The sequence below is a fragment of the Streptomyces sp. NPDC026515 genome (assembly GCF_055567595.1).
Genome location: NZ_JBVHQD010000012.1, coordinates 235741 through 256943, shown reverse-complemented (window position 1 = coordinate 256943; position 21203 = coordinate 235741). Strand labels below are relative to the sequence as shown.

Genomic DNA, 21203 nt, shown 5'->3' with positions numbered 1-21203 from the left:
TTCGCCCAGGAGGGGCGGAAGCGACGCCCGGACCGCCGTACGAGATCCGCACGGCCGGGTGACAACGTCGTCATACCACAGTCGATCAACGCCCGTGTTTCCGGGGCGGTTCAAGGAGGACAACGCTGCGGTATGGTCTGCCGCCGACCCCTGGTGCGGCGGATCGAGGAGCGAGCGCGTGTTCAACCGGAACCGAGGCCTTCGAAGAGTGGCCACTGCCGCGTCCCTGTCCCTGGTGGCCGGTTGCGGGGTGTTCGCCGGCAGCGGCACGGGGGAGAGCGGGCCGATCGTCGTCGGGACCACCAGCGCCCCCAGCACGCTGGACCCGGCCGGTTCCTGGGACGGCTCCTGGGAGCTGTTCCGGAACATCTACCAGACCCTGCTCGCCTACCCGGACGGTGCCACCACCCCGCAGCCCGACGCCGCCGAGTGCGCCTTCACGGACTCCGGCAACCGCACCTACCGCTGCGAACTCCGCTCCGGCCTGAAGTTCGCCGACGGTGACGCGCTCGACGCGACGGCCGTCAAGTGCTCCATCGACCGGATCCGGACCATCAACGCGCCCAGCGGACCGGCCGGGCTGCTCGGCAGCCTCGACAAGGTGACGACGAGCGGTGACCGCGAGGTGGTCTTCCACCTCAAGAAGGCCGACGCCACCTTCCCGTTCGTCCTCGCCACCCCGGCCATGTCGATCGTCGATCCCGACGACTACCCGGCCAACTCGCTGCGCAAGGACGGCTCGGTGCACGGCTCCGGGCCGTACACGCTCAAGTCGTACGACGACGGCAAGCGCGCCGAACTCGTCGGCAACGACAGCTACCGGGGCTTCGCCCGCCGGCAGAACGACGCGGTGACCATCCGCTACTTCCAGGACTCGGCCACCATGGTCAAGGCGCTGCGCGCCGGGGACGTCAACGTCACCTACCGCGGCCTCGCCGCCTCCGACATCGTCGCCCTGGAAGCGCGCACCGACGGCGACCTGCAACTGGTCGACGGCACCGGCACCGACATCAGCTACCTGGTGTTCAACCCCAGGGACCCGTGGGCCAAGGTGCCCGCCGTCCGCAAGGCCGTCGCCCAGCTCGTCGACCGCGCCGCGATCGCCCACGCCGTCTACAAGGACACCGTGGACCCGCTCTACTCCATGGTCCCGGCGGGACTCACCGGCCACTCCACCGGCTTCTTCGACGACTACGGCGACCCCAGCACCTCCAAGGCCCGCAAGATCCTCGCCGACGCCGGCATCACCCGGAAGGTCCCGCTCACCTTCTGGTACACCACCGACCGCTACGGCTCCGAGACCGGCCTGATGTTCAGGGAGCTCAAGCAACAGCTGGACGACTCCGGGCTGTTCACCATCACCCTCAGAAGCCGGCCCTGGAAGACCTACGTCGTCGGCTACCAGAAGGGTGAGTACCCGGTGTTCGGGCGCGGCTGGTTCCCGGACTTCCCCGACGCGGACAACTTCATCGCCCCGTTCGTCGGCGAGGAGAACGCCCTCGGGACGCCGTACCCGGCACCCGTCATCACCGGCAAGCTGCTGCCCGAGTCGCGTGCCGAGAGCGACCGCGGCGAGGTCGTCAAGGAGTTCGAGGAGGCCCAGGAGATCCTCGTCAACGACGCCCGGCTGATCCCGCTGTGGCAGGGGCGGCAGTACGTCGCGGCCAGCGACGACATCTCCGGCGGTGAGCAGGCGCTCGACCCCTCGACGATCATGATGATGTGGGAGCTGCACCGCAAGACCAGCTGGTGAACCCGTGTGCGAGGACGATTGTCAGTGGCCGCCTGTAGGTTCCTGGGCATCAGCAGGAACTGCAAGTGACCGCACATCGTGAGGACGTTGACGTGACCGACATCGCCATGCTGCCCGAGTCCTGGCGCGGGGTTCTGGGCGACGAGCTGCAGCAGCCCTACTTCAAGGAGCTGACCCAGTTCGTCGAGAAGGAGCGGGCGAACGGCCCTGTCTACCCGCCTCGCGGGGAGGTCTTCGCCGCGCTGGAGGCCACGCCCTACGACCAGGTCAAGGTCCTGGTGCTCGGTCAGGACCCCTACCACGGCGAGGGCCAGGGCCATGGCCTGTGCTTCTCCGTCCGCCCCGGCGTGCGGATCCCGCCGTCGCTGCGGAACATCTACAAGGAGATGAAGGCGGAGCTGGGCTGGGAGGAGACGCCTGACAACGGCTATCTGATGCCGTGGGCCCAGCAGGGCGTACTGCTGCTCAACGCGGTGCTCACGGTCCGCGCCGGCGAGGCCAACTCTCACAAGAACAAGGGCTGGGAGAAGTTCACCGACGCGGTGATCCGCGCGGTCGCCGAGCGGCCCGACCCCGCGGTCTTCGTCCTGTGGGGCGGCTACGCGCAGAAGAAGCTCCGGCTGATCGACGAGACCCGGCACGTGGTCGTCCAGGGCGCCCACCCGTCCCCCCTGTCCGCGAAGAAGTTCTTCGGTTCCCGTCCCTTCACCCAGATCGACGAGGCGGTCGCGGCTCAGGGCCACGAGCCGATCGACTGGCGGATCCCGAACCTGGGCTGAGCGCGCGGGCCGGGACACGTCGGGTGCGGGGCGGGTCGGATGGCTCCGCGGGGCGCCGGTGGCGGTTAGCGTCGTCGCAGACAGCCGGCGAGCTCGGAGGACGCGGTGGCGGAGCGACAGGAGCGCACGGCACCCGATGCCGTGCTCACACGGATCGGGCAGGTCGTGATGCTGCACCACGCCGGGGACCGGGAGGAGGCCCGCCGGCGCCTGCTCGGCCTGTGGGCGGAGCTCGGTGAACACGGCGAGCCGTTGCACCGCTGCACCCTCGCCCACTATCTGGCCGACACCCAGGACGACCCGACCGACGAACTCGCCTGGGACCTGAGGGCGTTGTCGGCGGCGGACGAGGCGGGTGAGGCGAGTGCGGCGGACGGCACGGTGGGGCTGCGCGGCTTCTACCCCTCCCTGCATCTGAACCTCGCCGCCGACTACGTCAAGCTCGGCCGCACCGAGGCCGCCCGCACCCATCTGCGCCGGGCCCGAGGAGCGGCCGCCGCCCTGGGCGACGACGGATACGGCGACGGGGTACGGGCCGCGATCAGCCGCCTGGAGCTGCGGCTGGGGGAGGACGACACCCCGGGCGGCGACTCCTGGGGCCCTCCACGGCAACGGCCGAACTAGGACCGTTCCGAGTCCCTCAGCGCCCGTACGTCTGCTCGCAGAGCCGTGCCTGGGGGCTGTCCGGGGGCCAGCCGCCGTACTGCCTGCCGAGGGCGCACACGTCCGGGGCCTTCGGTACGGATCCGGACAGGCGCGGGGTGTCGGCCTGTGGGCTGCGGGTGCGTTGCGGGCGGGGACGCGGGGCGGCCGCCCGCGGAGCCGGGGAAGGCTGGTGCGCCAGGGGAGGGGGCGCCGGGGCGGGGGTGGGGGAGGCCCGACGGGCCCGGCGGGCCGGGCCGACCAGTTCCAGGGCCTCCTTGACCGGCGCCTGCACCACCCGGGGCGCGGCGGAGCCGTCCGGTCGGGGCACCGACGGCTGCGAGAGACCCACGCCGGGCGGCGGGCCGGGCGCCGCCGGACGCTGGACCGTCACGCAGCCGGAGAGGGCCGAGACGGTCACGGTGACCAGAAGAGCTGCGGTGGTGGTCGTTCGATGCACCCGCGCAACTCTGCTGGGTCCGCTCGAAGGTTGACACCGGCGACGGGAGTTTGATGCCCCGCTCGGGTGATCTCGTTGCCCGTACGGGGGGCCGGCGGGTGCGAGGCTGACGTCAGTCGCCGGTCGAACCGTCGATGCGCTCCCGGATCAGGTCGGCATGACCGTTGTGGCGGGCGTACTCCTCGATCATGTGGGTGTGGATCCAGCGCAGGCTGATCCGCTCCCCGGTGTGCCGGCTGCGCCCCTTGGACAGGTCGTCCAGACCGAAGCCGGCCGCGTTGCGCCGGGCGGTCTCGATCTCGGTCTGCCAGCCGGTGTACGCCTCCTGCCAGGTGTCCCCCTCGCCGAAGTGGAACTCGCCGTCCCGGTCCGCGTCGCTCCAGTAGAGCGGGGGCGCGTCCTCGCCGGCCAGCACCCGCCGGTACCAGGACCGCTCCACGTCGGCCATGTGCCGCACCAGCCCCATGAGGGAGAGCGGGGACGGCTCCACGGAGGCGATGGCGAGCTGGGCGCGGGTCAGGCCCGCGCACTTCGCCGCGAGGGTCTGCCGGTGGAACTCCAGCCAGCCCTCGAGCATGGTGCGTTCGTCGGCGTCGTAGGCGGGTGCACGGCGTTCGGTCGTCATGCCCGGCATCCTCGCCCACCCCGGCCGGTCCCACCACGGATTATCGGCCCGTATGCTTCCGGGCAGGGACATGGGCAACCGCTAGGGAGCGTCAGTGAAGGTCGGCTGCATCGGACTCGGCGACATCGCGCGGAAGGCGTATCTGCCGGTGCTGGGCGCCCAGCCAGGCCTCGAACTGCATCTCCAGACCCGTACCCCGGCCACCCTCGCCCAGGTCGCCGACAGCCTCCGGCTGCCCGTCGGCAACCGGCACGCGACCCTCGACGACCTCCTCGCCCAGGATCTCGACGCCGCCTTCGTGCACGCCCCCACGGTCGTCCACCCCGAGATCGTCGCCCGGCTCCTGGAGGCGGGCGTACCCACCTACGTCGACAAGCCCCTCGCCTACCGGCTCGACGACTCCACGCGCCTGGTGACGCTCGCCGAGGCGCGGAACGTTTCGCTGTTCGTCGGCTTCAACCGGCGCCACGCCCCCGGCTACGTGCAGTGCGCCGACCACCCGCGTGAGCTGATCCTGATGCAGAAGAACCGCGTCGGGCTGCCCGAGGAGCCCCGCGCGATGATCCTCGACGACTTCATCCACGTCGTCGACACCCTCCGCTTCCTGGCCCCCGGCCCCGTCGACGACATCACCGTCCGTGCCCGCGTCGCCGAGGGCCTGCTGCACCACGTGGTCCTGCAGCTGTCCGGGGACGGCTTCACCGCGCTCGGTGTGATGAACCGGCTCAGCGGCTCCGCGGAGGAGATCCTCGAGGTGTCCGGTCAGGACACCAAGCGTCAGGTCGTCAACCTCGCCGAGGTGATCGACCACAAGGGGCAGCCGACGGTCCGGCGGCGCGGCGACTGGGTGCCGGTCGCCCGGCAGCGCGGCATCGAACAGGCCGTGCTCGCCTTCCTCGACGCCGTCCGCGCCGGCAAGGTGCTCAGCGCCCGGGACGCACTGGCGACTCATGAGCTGTGCGAGCAGGTGGTACGAGAGGTCCGGCGGTACCCCGGCGCAGCCTGAGCGCCCGCGCCCGCAGTCCCTCGCCCACGCAGAAGCCGGCCACCACCAGCAGCGCGCCGTCCACCGTCCAGTCGCCGTACCGCACGAACGGCGTCACCCCGCGGGCGATCGGCACCTCGTAGACCCGCGCCGTACTGGCGTCCGTGCCCAGCCACGGGCCCAGCCGCTCCCCGTCCGGTCCGTACACCGCGGAGACGCCGGTCAGCGTGGCGTGGACCATGGTGCGGCCGGTCTCGGCGGCCCGCAGGGCGGCCAGCGAGGCGTGCTGTTCGGGGGCCCAGCTGTGCTGGAACGACGAGGTCGACGTCTGACCTATCAGCACCTCCGCGCCGTCCTCGGCGAGATGCCGGCTCATGTCGGGGAACGCGGTCTCGAAGCAGACCATGGGCCCGATCCGCAGCCCGTGGCCGACGTTCATCACCACCTGCCCGGTGCCGCGGCGCCGGTCCTCACCGGCCGCTTTGCCGACCGAGGTGGCCCAGCCGAGCAGCGAACGGGCCGGTATGTACTCGCCGAAGGGGACCAGCCGCATCTTGTCGTACCGGTCCCCGGTCGGGCCGTCCGCGCCCACCAGGAGGGAACTCTTGTAGATGCCGGGCCGGTCGGAGCGCCGGGCGTCCACGTTGACCAGGATGTCCGCGCCGGTCGCCCGGGAGAGGGCGGCGATCCGCCGGGCGAGATCGGGCCGGTCCCCGAGGTCGTACCCGACGCTGCTCTCCCCCCAGACGATCAGATCGGGGCGCTGCCCGGCCAGTTGCCGGGTCAGCTGCTCCTCGCGGGTGAAGCGCCGGTCACCGCTTGCGGCGCCGTCGACGATGCCGGGCTGTACGACGGCGACTCGGACGTGCCCGTCGACGTCCGGGCGCGGTGACCAGACCCAGGCGGCGGAGGTCGCGGCGGCCGTGGCCACCAGCGAGGCCACCGCCGGCACCCGCGCCTCGCGCACCCGGACGAGCACGGTCAGCGCCACGTTGACGGCCACCACCAGGAAGCTCAGCAACCACACCCCGCCCACGGAGGCCAGCCGCAGTGCGGGCGTCACCTGCCACTGGGTGGCGCCGAGCATGCCCCACGGCCCGCCCAGCCCCTGCCAGGACCTCACCAGTTCCACCGTCAGCCAGCCCGACGGCAGCACCAGCACCGCGGCCGCGGCCCGCCCCGGTGACGGCGCCCCGCCCAGCAGCCGGCGGGTCAACAGGCCCCAGGGCGCCCACAGGAGGCTCAGCAGCCCGGCGATCAGGAAGATGAAGACGTGCAGGCTCGGCAGCAGCCAGTGGTGCACGGCGACCATGAACCCGAACCCGCCGCTCCAGCCGTCGTACGCCGCCCGCCGCCCGGTCGGCGCCGAGCGCGCCAGCAGCAGCCAGGGGACCAGGGCCACATGGGCGAACCACCACAGCGACGGTGCGGGAAAGGCCAGGACGGGCAGCGCGCCCGCGAGCGCCGCCACGCACGATCGCCGCCAGGGCGAGGTGAGCCAGCGCTCGACGGTCCTCATGCGTCCTCCTGCCTGCGGGTCCTTCCAGTGTGCGGGACCGGCCGGGATCTCCGACAGGGGGCAGGGGTGCGGGGTCAGTCGGATACGGCCGCCGCGCGCTGGTCGCTCATCCTGCGCCACTTCTCCTCGACGACCACCTGGCGCAGCCGCCAGCCGTCCCGGGTGCGCAGGAACGCGAAGGCGTAGCGGCCGCCGCACACGAAGTCCGGGGCGGTGGAGGTGTCGTCGCCGCCGGCGAACCGCATGGGGTTGATGTAGTCGGCCTGGAGGCGGGCGGTGTCCCCGGCGTCCTGCTCCAGGATCCCGAACCGCACCTGGCGGTTGACGATCAGGTGCTGCCGCATCGAGAACAGCGTCAGGCTCCCCGAGAGCCACCCGGCCACCTGCGCGGCGTCCCCCTCGATCCCGCCGGCCGACCGGTAGTCGGCCCGCCCGTCCGCGGTGAACAGTCTGCGGTACGCCGTCCAGTCGCCGTCGTCGACGGCCACCGCGTAGTCGGTGACCAGTCCGTCCACGGCCAGCCGGTCCATCACGGTCGCGAGCTCCACGCGCTGCGTCATCGGCTCAGTGTTGGGCACGGGGCGGCACCAGCCAAGGGGTGCGGGCGATATGCGGGTGATATTCGGCGATGTTCGAACCGGTCCGCCCCGAGCCTCGGGCAGGTGAACGACCGATCGACCGAAGGGGAACCCGAGTTCGACCGGAACCGGCGGGTGCCGATCGGGCAGGCGATAGGGACCGGATCCTCACGGCTTCCGTGCCCCTCGGCGCCCGAGCCCGGGCGGGCCGCCGCGTCCGACCCCGAGGACGGCGTCACCGGGGCGGATCCCGATCTGTCGTGCCCCGGCCCGGCCCCCCGAACGGGTCCTGCTCTCCCGTGGGGGCCGGCTGCCCCCGCTCCGGGCCGCGGGCCTCTCGCCGTCCGGGCCGCCCCTGGCCGTGGCGGTGGGCGGGGATCCGTGCCGTTGGTCCGGTCGGCCGTAAGATCATCGTCCGGTCGGTCCCAGGAGGTCTGCATGTCACGTCCCGTCACCGTCGTCACCGGTGGGAGCCGCGGTATCGGCGCCGCGACCTGCCTGCGGCTCGCGGCCGACGGGCATGACGTGGTGATCGGATACGTCCGGGACGCGGGTGCCGCCGAGGCGGTCGCGGAGGGGGTGCGCAAGGGCGGGGCACGCTGTGCGCTCGTACCGGTGGACACGGCCGTGGAAGCCGATGTGGAGCGGCTGTTCGACACCGCGGAACGCGAACTGGGCGCCGTCACCGGGCTGGTCAACAACGCCGCCGTCACCGGGCCGCTGGGGCGGCTGGCGGACACGGCGACCGCCGATCTGCGCCGGGTCGTGGAGGTCAACCTGCTGGGCACGCTGCTGTGTTCACGGCGGGCGGCCGCGCTGATGGCCGCGCGCGGCAATGGGGCGATCGTGAACGTGTCCTCGGCGGCGGCCACGCTCGGCAGCCCCGGCGAGTACGTCCACTACGCGGCGACCAAGGCGGCCGTCGACGCCCTGACGGTGGGCCTCGCCAAGGAGCTCGGACCGGACGGGGTGCGGGTCAACGCGGTCGCGCCCGGAGCCGTCGACACCGACATGCACGCGGCGATGGGTGACCCCGGCCGGGCCCAGCGGATCGGCGCCGCGGTGCCGTTGGGACGCCCGGGCCGGCCGGAGGAGATCGCCGCCGCCATCGCCTGGCTGCTCTCGCCGGACGCCTCCTACACGACGGGCACGGTGCTGCGGGTCTCCGGCGGGCGCTGAGCCCGGTTTCCGGTCAGGCCGCCTCGATGATCCGCCCGCGGATCGCCTCGGCCCACTCGATCACCAACAGCTCGTACTCCGCCCGCTCCTGCGCCGACAGGGTGCCGCCCGCACGCAGCCACAGCGCCCGGATGCTCTCGTTGACCTCGGCAGCAGACCGTTCGGAACCAGGGGTTCGGGAATCGGGGGACATACCGAACAGCCTAGGGGCAAGAACTGACCGTGCGCTACCGGGCGGCTACGCACACCGTATGGGGTTGGTCACGGGTGAGCGGGCGGTCCGCGCGCCGAGCCCTGGCATGTGCCGGGTGAGTGGTCCCGGCGCGGACCGGACGGACCGCCCCTGGCCCGCACTTCCCCCTCGCCGGAGCCGATACGACGCCCCCGGAGCCCCGGTACGGGGTGGCCGCCGGGGTTGGCCGAGATGTGCCGCCCCCCTCACGCCGTGGCCGTCACCGAGGCGAGCAGGGCCAGCTTCGCGGCGCTGTCGGTGCCGGGGGACGGGTGGTAGACGACGAGGGTCTGGCCGGTCGTGCCGGTGACGGTCAGGCGTTCGCGGTTCAGGTGCAGGCGGCCGACCTGGGGGTGGTCGACGAGTTTGGCCGCGCCCTCGCAGGCGGCCACGTCGTGGCGCGCCCAGAGCCGGCTGAAGTGGGGGCTCGCGAGGGAGAGTTCGCCGACCAGGTCGATGACACGGGGGTCGTCCGCGTCGGCCCCGACGGACTGGCGGAAGCCGGCGATCATGCCGGCGCCCGCGTCGGCCCAGTCCGGGTGCAGGGCCTGCTCGGCGGGGTCGAGGAAGGTGTCCCGCAGCCGGTTGGCGCCTACCGTCAGACGCGGTGACAGCGCCGTCGCCAGGGCGTTCACCGCGAGCACGTCGAAGAAGCGGCCCTCGACGAGCGCGGGCAGCGCGAGGGCGGCGACCAGCTGCACGACGCCCGGCGGAACCGTCTCCTTGCGGTGGCGCCGTCGCTGCCGCCGGGGCCTTCCGGCGCCGAGGCCCAGCAGGTGGGCCGTCGCGGCCTCGTCGAGCCGCAGTACCCGGGCGAGGGACTCCAGGACCTGTACCGAGGGGTTGCGGTCGCGGCCCTGTTCCAGACGCAGGTAGTAGTCGGCACTGATCCCGGCGAGCATCGCCACCTCCTCCCGGCGCAGGCCCGGCACCCGGCGTACCCCGAGCACGGGGATGCCGACCTGCTCCGGCGTGACGAGCTCGCGGCGGGCCCGTACGTACGCGCCCAGCAGGTTCGGTTCGTCGCTCATCCCGTCACCGTAATCCGCTCCGCCATGCAGCTGCCTGGCCCTGTCACCCCCAGGACCGGCGGGGCTCTGCCCCGGCGGGGGCCGGTGCGGAAGCGTGACCGGCGACCGTCACGGCCACAGTGAGGAGCGGGATCATGTCGACGTATCTGCTGGTGCACGGCGCCTGGCACGGCGGAGAGTGCTGGGCGCGGGTCGTCCCGACGCTGACGGCGGCCGGACACCGGGTGTTCGCGCCGTCGCTGACCGGACACGGCGACAAGGCGCATCTGCTCGGCCCGGACGTCGGCCTCGACACCCACGTCGACGACGTCGTCGCACTGATCGCGGACGAGGACCTGACCGACGTCGTACTCGTCGGACACAGCTACGCGGGACTGGTCGTCTCGTCCGTGGCCAACCGGGTCCCCGACCGCGTCGGGCACCTGGTGTACCTGGACGCGATGGTCCCGCGGGACGGGGAGAGTGCCGCGGACGTACAGCCCGTCACGCAGCTGCTGATCGACCGCGCCCTGGCCTCCGAAAGCGGTTGGCGGGTCCCGCCGCTGCCCGAACTGCCACCGCCGCACGGCCTGTTCGGAGTCACCGATGCCGCGGACCTGGCCTGGCTGCGCACCATGCTCACCGACCAGTCCGTGCGCTGCCTCCAACAGCCCGTCCGGCTCGACAACCCGGCCGCGCAGGCCGTCCCCCGGACCCACATCCACTGTGTGGCCGACGTACCGGAAGGCATCGTCCGCCGCCCGGTCCCCGCGGCGGAGCGGGTGTGGCGGCTGCCCACCGGCCACGACTGCATGATCACCATGCCGGCCGAACTCGCCGGACTCCTGCTCGCACTCGGCTGATCCGGCGGGGGATATCCGCTGTCCCCGCGCGGTGCGGGGCCGTAGCCTCCACGTATGACGGACCAGGACGTACACGCGGTACAGGCGGCCATCGACGGGGAGCTGCGGCTCCTCGATCCCGAGGTGCGCGCCCGCCCGGAGCTCGTTCTGGAGCTCCTCGACCCGGAGTTCACCGAGATCGGGGCGTCCGGCCGGCGCTGGGACAGGGTGTCCATCCTCACGGTGACCAACGACGGATCGGTGTCCGCGGAGTCGCCGGTCCACGTGAGCGAGATGTCAGGGACCGTGCTCGCACCGGGTCTTGTCCACCTGACGTACTTCGCGGACAACCAGGGGCGCCGGGTCTGGCGCAGTTCCGTGTGGCGGCTGACGGAGACCGGCTGGCGGGTCTACTTCCACCAGGGCACGCCTGCCGCCTGACCGGGGCCGCCCTAGCCCGCCGACTCCGCCGCGTGCGGGCTCAGCACGTCCGCCGAGACCAGGGCGATGATCACGACCCCGAGGGCGATGCGGTACCAGACGAACGGCATGAAGCTCTTGTTGGAGATCCACTTCATGAACCACGCGATGACCGCGTATCCGGAGGCGAACGCGATCACGGTGGCGAACAGGGTCGGCCCCCAGGCCACATGGCCCTCGCTCACCGAGTCCTTGACCTCGAAGGCGCCGGAGGCCAGCACCGCCGGGATGGCGAGCAGGAAGGAGTAGCGGGCCGCCGCCTCGCGCCGGTACCCCATGAACAGGCCGCCGCTGATGGTGGCGCCGGAACGGGAGACGCCGGGGATCAGGGCGCAGGCCTGGCAGAGTCCGTAGACCAGGCCGTCCTTCACGCTCAGGTTCTCCAGCGTCTTGCGCTGCTTCGGTGCCCGGTGCCGGCCACCCGTCTCGTCACGGGCGGCCAGCCGGTCGGCGACGCCGATGACGATGCCCACGACGATGAGCATGGTCGCGGTGATCCGCAGGTCGCGGAACGGGCCCTCGATCTGGTCCTTGAGCGTCACACCCAGCAGGCCTATCGGAATCGAGCCGACGATCACCAGCCAGCCCATCTTGGCGTCGTGGTCGCGTCGCATCGTCTTGTCGAACAGCGACCTGAACCAGGCCGAGACGATTCGCCCGATGTCCTTGCGGAAATAGATGAGGACCGCGGTCTCCGTGCCGATCTGGGTGATCGCCGTGAAGGCCGCGCCCGGGTCCTTCCAGCCGGAGAAGGCCGCGGTCAGCCGCAGATGCGCACTGGAGGAGACGGGCAGGAACTCGGTCAGCCCCTGGACGAGTCCGAGGATCAGCGATTCAAACCAAGACATGAAGGTACGGCGTCCCAGGGGTGAGAGAGCGGCTGGCGGGCGCGCGGGCGCGCGTGATCATCCGTGTGCAACGGCAGCGTAGCGGGCGGCGACGACAGCGTGGACACAGGGGTTCGGCGGGTGGACAGGGGCGACGGGGTGTTGACCGGCCCGGGCACCGACGCTTACGTTTCCCCAGGAGAAAGCGCTTGCTCCTGCACATCGGGGTGCGGGTGCGGCGCACGTCGGGCGACGGTTCGCGCCCATCGCCGGTCCCACCCCGAGGAGTGCTGATCACGTCCATGCCCCGCACGCCCCATGCCCCCCTTCCTGGAGCCCCCTTCGCCGGTCGCCGTATCCGGGCCGCCGTCGTCGGCGCCGGTGCCATCGGACGCGGCTCGCACCTGCCCGCGCTCGCCCAGCTGGCCGCGGAGGGCGAGACCGAGGTCGTCGCCGCCGTTGACATCGATGCCATGGCCGTCGAGGCCTTCCGCGCCGAGGCCGGCATCCCGCACGCCTACACCGACCTGGACCGGATGCTCGCCGAGCAGCGGCCCGACCTGGTCACCATCGGCACCCCGCCGACCCTGCACCGGGACCAGACGGTGGCCGCGCTGCGGGCGGGTGCCTGGGTGTGGTGCGAGAAGCCGCCGGTGCCGTCACTCGCCGACTTCGACGCGATCGAGGCGGCGGAGGGTGCCGACGGCGGCCCGTACGCCTCGATCGTCTTCCAGCACCGGTTCGGCTCCGCCGCCACCCATGTGCGCCGGCTGCTGGCGCAGGGGGCGCTGGGCCGTCCGCTGGTCGCCCACTGCCAGACCACCTGGTACCGGGACACCGCTTACTACGCCGTGCCCTGGCGGGGCCGCTGGGCGACCGAGGGCGGCGGTCCGGCGATGGGCCACGGCATCCACCAGATGGACCTGCTCCTCGACCTGCTGGGGCCCTGGAGCGAGGTGCGGGGCATGGCCGCCCGGCTGGTGCACGACGTGGAGACCGAGGACGTCTCCACCGCCCTGGTCCGGTTCGCGAACGGCGCTCTGGCGACCGTCGTCAACAGCGTGCTCAGCCCGGACGAGGTCAGCCGGATCCGCATCGACTGCGAGCGCGCCACCGTCGAACTGACCCACCTCTACGGCCACTCCAACGCGGACTGGCGCATCACTGCGGCTCCGGGCGTCCCCGCCGAGGAGGCCGCGGCCTGGCGGGACTTCGGGCCGGACGTGCCCAGCTCGCACCTCGCCCAGCTGCGCGAGCTGGTCGGCGCCATGCGCGCCGGGGAGCGGCCGCGCAGCAGCGGCGCGGACGGGCGCACCAGCCTGGAGCTGATCACCGCGCTCTACAGGTCGGCGTTCACCGGCACCACCGTACGTGCGGGCGAGATCGGTCCCGGTGATCCCTATTACACGGCCCTGCACGGGGACGCCCCGGGCTGGGCGCCGGGCGAGCGCGAGGAGGAGTCCGCGTGAGCGGCGAACTGCGGATCACGCACACCCACGGCGACCGGATCGCCGTGACCGAGCCGGTCAGCGGGGTGCAGCTCTTCGCCTACGTCTACCGGCCCGAGGCGGCCTGGGAGGCGCCCAAGCCCTATCTGCACCCGATCCGCACGCTCGCCGGGGACGTCGTCACCGACTACCGGCCCAACGACCACCGTTGGCACAAGGGCCTCTCGCTGACCGCCTCGCACCTGTCCGGCGCCAACCTGTGGGGCGGCAACTCCTATGTCCACGGCGAGGGCTACCTCGTCCTGCCGGAGCGGGTCGGATCGATGCGGCACGCCGGTTTCGACGAGCTGTCCTCGGCGGACGGCCGGCTGGTCGTCGCGGAGCGGCTGACCTGGCACCCGTACGAGGGGACGCTGTGGGCCGAGGAGCGGCGGCGCATCGAGGTCCCCCACGTCGACCCCACGTCCGGTGTCTGGGCGCTCACCTGGTCCAGTGCCGTCACCAACGTCCGTGACGAGCCGCTCCGGTTCGGCAGCCCGACCACCGCGGGACGCGAACAGGCGGGCTACACCGGCCTGTTCTGGCGCGGCCCGCGGGCCTTCCGGGGCGGCCGCATCATCGGCCCCGAGGGCGAGGGCCCAAAGCTGATGGGCTCCCAGTCGTCCTGGCTGGCGCTGTCCGGCGAGCACGACGGCACCGACGGCCATGCCACCGTCGTCTTCGAACACGCCCCGGAGAACGACCAGTCGGGTGCGGACGGCACCCACCCGGCGCACTGGTTCGTGCGCAACGACCCGTTCGCCGGCATCGCCCCCTCCTGGGCCTTCCACGACGAACTCGAACTGGCCCCGGGGGACACCCTCAGGCGCCGCTACCGGGTCGTGATCGCGAACGGCGCCCGGGAACGTGCGGACATCGCCGGGTACCTGGAGGCGCATCCATGGTGAGCGGCGGGGAAACCGGGTTCGCGGGACTGCCGGGCGGGGTCGCGGTCTCGCGTCTGTGCGTGTACGACTGGCCGGCAGCCGACGGGGTGCGCGGCGGAACCCCGCACGTGCACCTGGCCTGTTCGGAGGGGTACGTGGTCACCGGCGGCCGGGGCGCGGTGCAGACGCTCACCACCTCCGGGTACCTGGTCACGCCTCTCACCCCCGGCACCGTCGCCTGGTTCACGCCGGGCACCGTGCACCGCCTCGTCAACGAGGGCGACCTGCGCATCACCGTGCTGATGCAGAACGGCGGCCTCCCGGAGGCCGGGGACGCGGTGCTGACGCTGCCGCCGCGCTGTCTGGCCGACCCGGAGACCTACGCCTCGGTGACCACCGTTCCCGCGGACGCGCCGGAAGCCGAGCGGGAGCGGATCGCCCGTGCCCGCCGTGATCTGGCCCTGGAGGGCTACCGGGCGCTGCGCGAGGCCACCGGCCCGGAGCCGCTGGCCGCCTTCCACCGGGCCGCCGCCGCCCTCGTACGGCCCCGGCTCGCCGAGTGGCGCGCCCGCTGGGAGCGCGGTGCCCGGGCCGCCGCCGCGGCCACCGGGGAGCAGCTCGACCGCCTCGAACGGGGCGATGCCGGCCACCTTGCCGACGCCGTCGTGCACGCCGAACAGCCCTATGAGGAGGGACGGTTCGGGATGTGCGGCCGGCTGGACGTGTACCGGCAGGGTCAGTAGGACGCAGGGCCGCAGGGCGCGGACGGTCTCCGGACCGTCCGCGCCCTGCGGCGTGTGCGCGCCCGGACGGCGGCGCCGCTTCCTGGACGGTTGGATTTTCCTACTCACGGGGTTATGGTGAGTTCGGATTTCCTACTCACCGGTAATCGAAGACTGGCAATCGAGGTCCCCAGATGCGTGACGCAGTCATTGTCGAGGCCGTACGCACCCCCGTCGGGAAGGGCAAGCCGAACGGGTCCCTGGCGCACGTCCACCCCGTCGAACTCCTCGCCCACACCCTGCGCACGCTGGTCGAGCGCTCCGGTGTCGACCCCGCCCTGATCGACGACGTGATCGGCGGCACCGTCGACCAGGTGGGTGAGCAGGCCATGAACACCACCCGGTACGCCGTGCTCTCGGCGGGCTTCCCGGAGACCGTCCCCGCCACCACCGTCGACCGTCAGTGCGGCTCCTCCCAGCAGGCCGTGCACTTCGCGGCGCAGGGGGTCATGTCCGGGGCCTACGACGCCGTCGTGGCCTGCGGTGTCGAGTCGATGAGCCGGGTGCCGATGTGGTCCAACGTGCCGCCCGGCAAGGACCCCTTCGGTCCCGGAGTCGCCGCCCGCTACCCGGAGGGCCTGGTTCCGCAGGGCATCAGCGCCGAGCTCATCGCGGCGAAGTGGTCGATCAGCCGGGCGGAGATGGACGCGTTCGCCGTCTCCTCGCACCTCAAGGCGGCGGCCGCCTGGGACGCGGGGCTGTTCGACGCCGAGGTGGCGGGGCTGGAGGGCGTCGGCCGGGACGAGTCCGTGCGGCCCGGCACCACCGCCGAGGTCCTCGCCGGACTCAAGCCCGCCTACTACGACCCCGGGTTCGCCGAGCGGTTCCCGCAGATCGACTGGAGTGTCACGGCGGGCAACGCCAGCCCGGTCAACGACGGTGCCTCCGCCGTGCTGATCATGGCCGCCGAGACCGCCGAGCGGCTCGGGCTGCGGCCGCTGGCCCGCCTGCACGCGTTCGCCGTGACCGGCTCCGATCCGCTGCTGATGCTGACCGGCGTGATCCCGGCCACCGAGAAGGTGCTGCGCAAGGCCGGGCTGGGCCTCGGCGACATCGACCTCTTCGAGGTGAACGAGGCGTTCTCCAGCGTGGTGCTCGCCTGGCAGCAGGAGACCGGGGCGGATCTGGCCAAGGTCAACGTGCACGGCGGGGCGATCGCGCTGGGGCATCCGCTGGGGGCCAGCGGGACCCGGCTGACCACCACACTGGTGCACGCGATGCGGGAGCGCGGCGCTCGCTTCGGGCTGCAGACCATGTGCGAGGCGGGCGGGCTGGCGAACGCGATGATTCTCGAGGCGCTGCGGTAGGGCCGGTCCTGTCCGGCGGATCAGGCCGGGGGAAGTCGACTGTGCCTCGTCAGCGCCGGTGCGCGGGGTCTGGTGCGGCCGGCTGCAAGGCGGAGGAGGGCGGCAGCGCGGTGGGGGCACCTTCCGGCCGGCTGGGGGACGTCGAGAGCCGACGACAACCCCGCTGGGGTCCCCCTTTGGGGTCCTCCTCGCGGAAGGGCGTGACGGGCCCCGTGCCCGCGGCGTGATCCGCCGGACAGGCCCTGGGGCCGGGCGCCTTCCGGGACGGGTACCGCGCCGTCTCGCGAGTGCGGCCTCGTCGTGGCTCGTCGCGCCGTTGCCGCGCCCCCGCGCCCCTTTCGGGGCGCGGCCTATCCGGCGCGTAGGTGGTGGCGCTTGCGCCAGGCCACCACCGCGCCCGCCAGGGCCGGGACCACGATCGCGGCCACCGAGATCAGGAAGACCGGGGACGTCGGGGTCGAGGCCCGGGCGCCGGCCACCACGTACGCGGCGACGTTCGGGATCGAGCCCAGCCCCGTCGCCAGCAGGAACGGCGCGTAGCGCATCCGGGAGACGGACGCCGCGTAGTTCGCGGCCCAGAAGGGGACGCCGGGGAACAGCCGTACCGCCAGCATCGAGCGGAAGCCGTGCTTGCTGAACTGGTTGTCCGCCGCGTTCAGCAGCCGGCCGCGCAGCAGCGGGCGCAGCGCGTCCTGGCCGAGGAGGCGGCCGAGCGCGAAGGAGATCCAGGCCCCGAGCAGGGTGCCCGCCATGGCCGCGCCCATGCCCAGCGCCGAGCCGAACAGCGCGCCGGCCGCGAGGTTCAGGAACGGCCGCGGCACGAACGCCACCGTGATCAGGCCGTACACCACGGCGAAGACCACCACCGCGGTGGTGCCCTCGACCTGGGGCGGCCAGCCCTGCGTCAGCAGCTTCTGCGGCTCGAAGAGCAGTACCGACGACCCGGCCGCCGCCAGCAGGGCGACGAGCAGGGCCAGCCGGGACCACGGCGACAGCAGAACTCTTGTGCAGCGGGCGGCAAAGCTCACCGGACCGGACACGGCAATGGTCAGCTCCTTGGCGGCGGCCGGGGGATCGGCCGTGGCGGTGCCAGAGCGGTTGGCATCGAGCATTCGGTGACAGTAGCCGAAGCAGATGTGTGATCGCCGTACGGTCCCTGTCCATCGGGCGAAACCGGCACCACGGAAAACCGTTCGACGTGCGGCGACGCATCGGCAATGATCTGCGTCATGTTCCGGTACGCCTTCCTCCTCGCAGCATCCGCAGCCGCGGATGCGCCGAAGGCTGCCGTGCCCGTTGTGGCGGCCGCTGCGGACGGCGCCCGAAGCTGACCCTCCCCGGAACGTCCGGCGGACCCCGCAGGGGGAGGGTCGGCGGTCCTTGGGGGTCCCCGCGTCCCGCGCTGACGAGACGCTCCACCGCAGTTCAGGCTTCGAGGTAGAGCCATGCCCAAGACGGCATACGTCCGCACCAAACCGCATCTCAACATCGGCACGATGGGTCACGTCGACCACGGCAAGACGACCCTGACCGCCGCCATCACCAAGGTCCTCGCCGAGCGCGGCAGCGGCAGCACCACCCAATACGTTTCGTTCGACCGCATCGACCGGGCCCCGGAGGAGGCCGCCCGCGGCATCACCATCAACATCGCGCACGTCGAGTACGAGACCGACACCCGGCATTACGCGCACGTGGACATGCCGGGCCATGCCGACTACGTCAAGAACATGGTCACCGGTGCCGCCCAGTTGGACGGCGCGATCCTGGTGGTCTCCGCGCTCGACGGGATCATGCCGCAGACCGCCGAACACGTGCTGCTCGCGCGTCAGGTGGGCGTCGACCACATCGTGGTCGCGCTCAACAAGGCCGACGCGGGCGACGAGGAGCTCACCGACCTCGTCGAGCTGGAGGTCCGTGAACTCCTCACCGCGCAGGGGTACGGCGGCGACTCCGTGCCCGTCGTACGGGTCTCCGGGCTCAAGGCCCTGGAGGGGGACCCGCGGTGGACGGCGTCCATCGAGGCGCTGCTCGACGCGGTGGACACGTACGTGCCGACGCCCGAGCGGTATCTGGACGCGCCGTTCCTGCTGCCGGTGGAGAACGTGCTCACCATCACCGGGCGCGGAACCGTCGTGACCGGTGCCGTGGAGCGGGGGACCGTACGGGTCGGCGACCGGATCGAGGTCCTCGGCGCGGACGTCGAGACCGTCGTCACCGGCCTGGAGACCTTCGGGAAGCCGATGGACGAGGCGCAGGCCGGCGACAACGTGGCGCTGCTGCTGCGCGGCGTTGCGCGGGACGCGGTGCGACGCGGGCACGTGGTGGCGGCGCCGGGGAGTGTGGTGCCGGCGCGGCGGTTCTCGGCAAGGGTGTACGTGCTCTCGGGGCGCGAAGGGGGCCGTACGACCCCTGTCTCTACGGGGTACCGCCCGCAGTTCTACATCCGCACGGCGGACGTGGTCGGGGACGTCGACCTCGGTGAGGCGGCGGTCGCCCGGCCCGGCGACACGGTGGAGATGACGGTGGAGCTGGGGCGGGAGGTCCCGCTGGAGGCCGGACTCGGGTTCGCCATCCGCGAGGGCGGCAGGACGGTGGGGGCGGGGACCGTGACCTCGGTGGAGTGAGGTCACGAGCGCCCCCGGGCGGGCACGGGCACCGCACAATGGAGGGGTGAACGAAGCCATACCCGTCGTCCGGGTCACCGATCACGGCACCGCCAAGCTCATGCCCGACGTCGACCGGGAACGGGCGTGGCTGCTGACCGTCGACGGGGCGCCCCAGTCGTACGTCGATCTCGACGAACCGACGCATCTGGAGTTCGAGTACACCCGGCGGCTCGGGTTCGTGCTGGATGCCGTGGCGGAGACCGGGGCGCCCCTGGACGTGCTGCATCTCGGCGGGGGCGCCCTCACCCTGCCCCGGTACGTGGCGGCGACCCGGCCCGGGTCCCGGCAGGACGTCGTGGACGCCGACCGGGGGCTGCTCGACCTGGTCACCGAGCAGCTGCCGCTGCCCGACCACGCCGGGATCGCCCTGCACGCCGCCGACGCCCGGGGCTGGCTGCAGGGCGCTCCCGGTGACTCGGCCGACGTGCTGATCTCCGACGTCTTCGGGGGGTCCCGGATCCCCGCGCATCTGACCTCGCTGGGCTACGCGCGGGAGGCCCGGCGGGTGCTGCGCGAGGACGGCGTCTACCTGGCCAACCTCGCGGACTCCGCGCCCTTCGACTTCCTGCGTTCCCAACTCGCCACGTTCGCCGCCGTGTTCGAGGAGCTGGCGGTCATCGCGGAGCCGGGGGTGCTGCGCGGGCGGCGGTTCGGGAACGCGGTGCTCATCGCCTCGCGCCGGCCCGTCGACATGACAGGGCCGGCCCGGCGCACGGCCGCCGACGCCTTTCCGGCGCGCGTCGAACACGGGCCCGCGCTGCGGCGGTTCATCGGCGGTGCCGCACCGGTCGGCGACGCGGACGCGGTGCCGTCACCCGAGCCCCCCGGCGGCGCGTTCGGCATCGGATGACGCCGGCACCGGCCGGGCGGTGACGGAGACCGTGCGGCGGGTGAGACGGCGGACGTCCGGCACCAGCAGCACCGCGGCGGTGACGGCGACGATCAGGCCGGAGCACCCCCACAGCGCCGGACTCCGGCCGAAGGCGTCCTCCGCCGGGCCCGCCAGCGCGGTCGCCAGCGGCAGCAGGGAGACGGAGCCGAACCAGTCGTACGCCGAGACCCGGGACAGCTTGTCCTCGGGGATCTCCTGGTGCAGCACGGTCATCCAGGAGACGCCGAAGACCTCGACCATGGTCCCGGAGACGAACATCACCCCGTAGAGGATCCCCACCGGGACGGGCACCGCCAGCGCCGCCGAGGGCAGGGCCAGCGGGAAGATGCAGAGAGTGCCGGCGAACAGCGGCCGGCGGGGCTTCCACCGGGTCATCAGCAGGGCGCCGGCCACCGTGCCCGCGCCGAAGGCGCCCAGCGCCAGCCCCCACGGGCCGGATCCGCCCAGGCTGTCGCGGGCGACGAGCGGCCCGTAGACCGCGTCGGCCGCACCGACCACCGCGTTCACGATCGAGAACTGGACGACGATGCCCCACAGCCAGGGGCGCCCCTTGACCTCCCGCCAGCCCTCCCGGAGGTCGGCCAGCAGCCCCTCCCCGGGGGCACGCGGCGGGATGTGGCTGACGTCGAGGAACGACCGCAGCGCCGCGGCTACGGCGAACGCGGCCGCGTCCACCGCCAGAACCCAGCCCGGGCCCACCGCGGCCACCAGCGCACCGCCGAGGGCCGCCCCGCCCAGGGCCGCGCCCTGCATCGCGATCCGGAAAGCGGCGAAGGCGCGGCCCGCCTGCTCCCCGCTCACCGAGGACATCAGCATGCCCTCGGCCGCCGGGCTGAAGAAGGCCTGGCCGGTGCCGCCCAGCGCCGTGAGCAGCATCATCTGCCACAGACGGGGGTCGCCGGCGAGCACCAGGACGGCGAAGGCGCCCTGGGAGAGGAAGTTGAGGGCGTTGGCCGCGACCATCACCCGGTGGCGGGGGAACCGGTCCGCCACCGCGCCGCCGATGAGCAGGAAGAGCACCAGCGGAAGGGTCCGGGCGGCGGCCACCAGGCCGACGTCCCCGCCGTCGCCGCCCGCGTCCAGGACCGCGAAGGCGGCGGCGATCAGCGAGCCGCCCGCGCCGAGGCTCGTCACGACCGCCGCCGCGGTCAGCAGACTGTAGTTGCGGCCCGCCCAGCCGGGTCTGCGCGGGCCGGCGGGGAAGGCGGGGGCGTCGGAGGTGGAGGTCACCGCCTGACTATCCCCGCCGACCGTCCGGCCTGCCAAACCGA

The 21203-nt window shown here is 72.8% G+C and carries 22 protein-coding genes; 13 read left to right on the top strand and 9 right to left on the bottom strand.

Going from position 1 to position 21203, the window contains the following annotated elements:
* Positions 1 to 178 precede the first annotated feature (178 nt).
* The 3 genes from ACZ4O3_RS26125 to ACZ4O3_RS26115 all read left to right on the top strand — a co-directional run bounded on the left by ACZ4O3_RS26125 (position 179) and on the right by ACZ4O3_RS26115 (position 3156).
* The gene (locus ACZ4O3_RS26125) at positions 179 to 1753 is read left to right on the top strand and encodes an ABC transporter substrate-binding protein (protein WP_467724512.1); all 1575 of its coding nucleotides are present in this window, start codon (positions 179 to 181) and stop codon (positions 1751 to 1753) included.
* A gap of 92 nt (positions 1754 to 1845) precedes the next feature.
* Positions 1846 to 2532 (top strand): uracil-DNA glycosylase, encoded by a 687-nt coding sequence (gene ung / locus ACZ4O3_RS26120; RefSeq protein ID WP_467724511.1) that lies wholly within the window; start codon positions 1846 to 1848, stop codon positions 2530 to 2532.
* Positions 2533 to 2637: 105 nt separating this feature from the next.
* On the top strand, positions 2638 to 3156 hold the full coding sequence (locus tag ACZ4O3_RS26115) for a hypothetical protein (RefSeq protein ID WP_362724946.1): 519 nt from the start codon (positions 2638 to 2640) through the stop codon (positions 3154 to 3156).
* A gap of 16 nt (positions 3157 to 3172) precedes the next feature.
* On the opposite strand, the gene ACZ4O3_RS26110 is transcribed toward ACZ4O3_RS26115, so the two are convergent.
* Both ACZ4O3_RS26110 and ACZ4O3_RS26105 read right to left on the bottom strand, forming a co-directional pair.
* A complete protein-coding gene (locus ACZ4O3_RS26110; protein WP_467724509.1) occupies positions 3173 to 3634 on the bottom strand; it encodes a hypothetical protein in 462 nt (153 codons plus the stop codon).
* A 112-nt stretch (positions 3635 to 3746) separates the two neighbouring features.
* Positions 3747 to 4259, bottom strand: coding sequence for a DinB family protein (locus tag ACZ4O3_RS26105; protein WP_467724507.1), 513 nt, complete (start codon positions 4257 to 4259; stop codon positions 3747 to 3749).
* 94 nt (positions 4260 to 4353) lie between these two features.
* Here ACZ4O3_RS26105 and ACZ4O3_RS26100 point away from each other — a divergent pair, with 94 nt between their 5' ends.
* Positions 4354 to 5265: a Gfo/Idh/MocA family protein gene (locus ACZ4O3_RS26100; RefSeq protein WP_467724506.1), complete on the top strand. Its 912-nt coding sequence runs from the start codon at positions 4354 to 4356 to the stop codon at positions 5263 to 5265.
* Here ACZ4O3_RS26100 and lnt read toward each other — a convergent pair.
* Positions 5183 to 6763 (bottom strand): apolipoprotein N-acyltransferase, encoded by a 1581-nt coding sequence (lnt, locus tag ACZ4O3_RS26095; protein ID WP_467724504.1) that lies wholly within the window; start codon positions 6761 to 6763, stop codon positions 5183 to 5185. The two genes, ACZ4O3_RS26100 and lnt, sit on opposite strands and share 83 nt — an antisense overlap.
* A gap of 74 nt (positions 6764 to 6837) precedes the next feature.
* Positions 6838 to 7323, bottom strand: a complete 486-nt coding sequence (locus ACZ4O3_RS26090; RefSeq protein ID WP_362730251.1) for a nuclear transport factor 2 family protein — start codon at positions 7321 to 7323, stop codon at positions 6838 to 6840.
* Between the two features lie 456 nt (positions 7324 to 7779).
* On the opposite strand from ACZ4O3_RS26090, the gene ACZ4O3_RS26085 reads away from it, so the two are divergent.
* On the top strand, positions 7780 to 8520 hold the full coding sequence (locus ACZ4O3_RS26085) for an SDR family oxidoreductase (RefSeq protein WP_362730248.1): 741 nt from the start codon (positions 7780 to 7782) through the stop codon (positions 8518 to 8520).
* Between the two features lie 13 nt (positions 8521 to 8533).
* Here the strand turns inward: ACZ4O3_RS26085 and ACZ4O3_RS26080 are convergent, their stop codons facing one another.
* Both ACZ4O3_RS26080 and ACZ4O3_RS26075 read right to left on the bottom strand, forming a co-directional pair.
* Entirely contained in the window at positions 8534 to 8713 is a 180-nt protein-coding gene (locus ACZ4O3_RS26080; protein WP_362730245.1) for a hypothetical protein, read from the bottom strand.
* A gap of 245 nt (positions 8714 to 8958) precedes the next feature.
* A complete protein-coding gene (locus ACZ4O3_RS26075; RefSeq protein WP_467724502.1) occupies positions 8959 to 9783 on the bottom strand; it encodes a helix-turn-helix domain-containing protein in 825 nt (274 codons plus the stop codon).
* Positions 9784 to 9917: 134 nt separating this feature from the next.
* Between ACZ4O3_RS26075 and ACZ4O3_RS26070 the strand changes: the two genes are divergently transcribed.
* Complete coding sequence (locus tag ACZ4O3_RS26070; RefSeq protein WP_362730388.1) at positions 9918 to 10625, top strand: alpha/beta fold hydrolase; 708 nt, start codon at positions 9918 to 9920, stop codon at positions 10623 to 10625.
* 54 nt (positions 10626 to 10679) lie between these two features.
* Complete coding sequence (locus ACZ4O3_RS26065; protein ID WP_362730391.1) at positions 10680 to 11045, top strand: nuclear transport factor 2 family protein; 366 nt, start codon at positions 10680 to 10682, stop codon at positions 11043 to 11045.
* 11 nt (positions 11046 to 11056) lie between these two features.
* Here the strand turns inward: ACZ4O3_RS26065 and ACZ4O3_RS26060 are convergent, their stop codons facing one another.
* Positions 11057 to 11932: an undecaprenyl-diphosphate phosphatase gene (locus tag ACZ4O3_RS26060; RefSeq protein WP_362730394.1), complete on the bottom strand. Its 876-nt coding sequence runs from the start codon at positions 11930 to 11932 to the stop codon at positions 11057 to 11059.
* A 281-nt stretch (positions 11933 to 12213) separates the two neighbouring features.
* Here ACZ4O3_RS26060 and ACZ4O3_RS26055 point away from each other — a divergent pair, with 281 nt between their 5' ends.
* From ACZ4O3_RS26055 to ACZ4O3_RS26040, 4 genes are all read left to right on the top strand, one after another.
* Positions 12214 to 13380 (top strand): Gfo/Idh/MocA family protein, encoded by a 1167-nt coding sequence (locus ACZ4O3_RS26055; RefSeq protein ID WP_467724500.1) that lies wholly within the window; start codon positions 12214 to 12216, stop codon positions 13378 to 13380.
* Positions 13377 to 14306: a DUF6807 domain-containing protein gene (locus ACZ4O3_RS26050; protein WP_467724498.1), complete on the top strand. Its 930-nt coding sequence runs from the start codon at positions 13377 to 13379 to the stop codon at positions 14304 to 14306. Before ACZ4O3_RS26055 ends, ACZ4O3_RS26050 begins: the two co-directional genes overlap by 4 nt.
* On the top strand, positions 14300 to 15028 hold the full coding sequence (locus ACZ4O3_RS26045) for a cupin domain-containing protein (RefSeq protein WP_384997755.1): 729 nt from the start codon (positions 14300 to 14302) through the stop codon (positions 15026 to 15028). Before ACZ4O3_RS26050 ends, ACZ4O3_RS26045 begins: the two co-directional genes overlap by 7 nt.
* A 173-nt stretch (positions 15029 to 15201) precedes the next feature.
* A complete protein-coding gene (locus tag ACZ4O3_RS26040) occupies positions 15202 to 16374 on the top strand; it encodes a thiolase family protein (protein ID WP_384997753.1) in 1173 nt (390 codons plus the stop codon).
* A gap of 350 nt (positions 16375 to 16724) precedes the next feature.
* Here ACZ4O3_RS26040 and ACZ4O3_RS26035 read toward each other — a convergent pair whose 3' ends face one another.
* On the bottom strand, positions 16725 to 17486 hold the full coding sequence (locus ACZ4O3_RS26035) for a TVP38/TMEM64 family protein (RefSeq protein ID WP_467724495.1): 762 nt from the start codon (positions 17484 to 17486) through the stop codon (positions 16725 to 16727).
* 333 nt (positions 17487 to 17819) lie between these two features.
* Between ACZ4O3_RS26035 and tuf the strand changes: the two genes are divergently transcribed.
* Both tuf and ACZ4O3_RS26025 read left to right on the top strand, forming a co-directional pair.
* A complete protein-coding gene (gene tuf, locus ACZ4O3_RS26030; RefSeq protein ID WP_467724494.1) occupies positions 17820 to 18998 on the top strand; it encodes an elongation factor Tu in 1179 nt (392 codons plus the stop codon).
* Positions 18999 to 19044: 46 nt separating this feature from the next.
* Positions 19045 to 19890, top strand: a complete 846-nt coding sequence (locus ACZ4O3_RS26025) for a spermidine synthase (RefSeq protein ID WP_467724492.1) — start codon at positions 19045 to 19047, stop codon at positions 19888 to 19890.
* On the opposite strand, the gene ACZ4O3_RS26020 is transcribed toward ACZ4O3_RS26025, so the two are convergent.
* Positions 19852 to 21162 (bottom strand): MFS transporter, encoded by a 1311-nt coding sequence (locus ACZ4O3_RS26020; protein WP_467724491.1) that lies wholly within the window; start codon positions 21160 to 21162, stop codon positions 19852 to 19854. The two genes, ACZ4O3_RS26025 and ACZ4O3_RS26020, sit on opposite strands and share 39 nt — an antisense overlap.
* Positions 21163 to 21203: the final 41 nt, after the last annotated feature.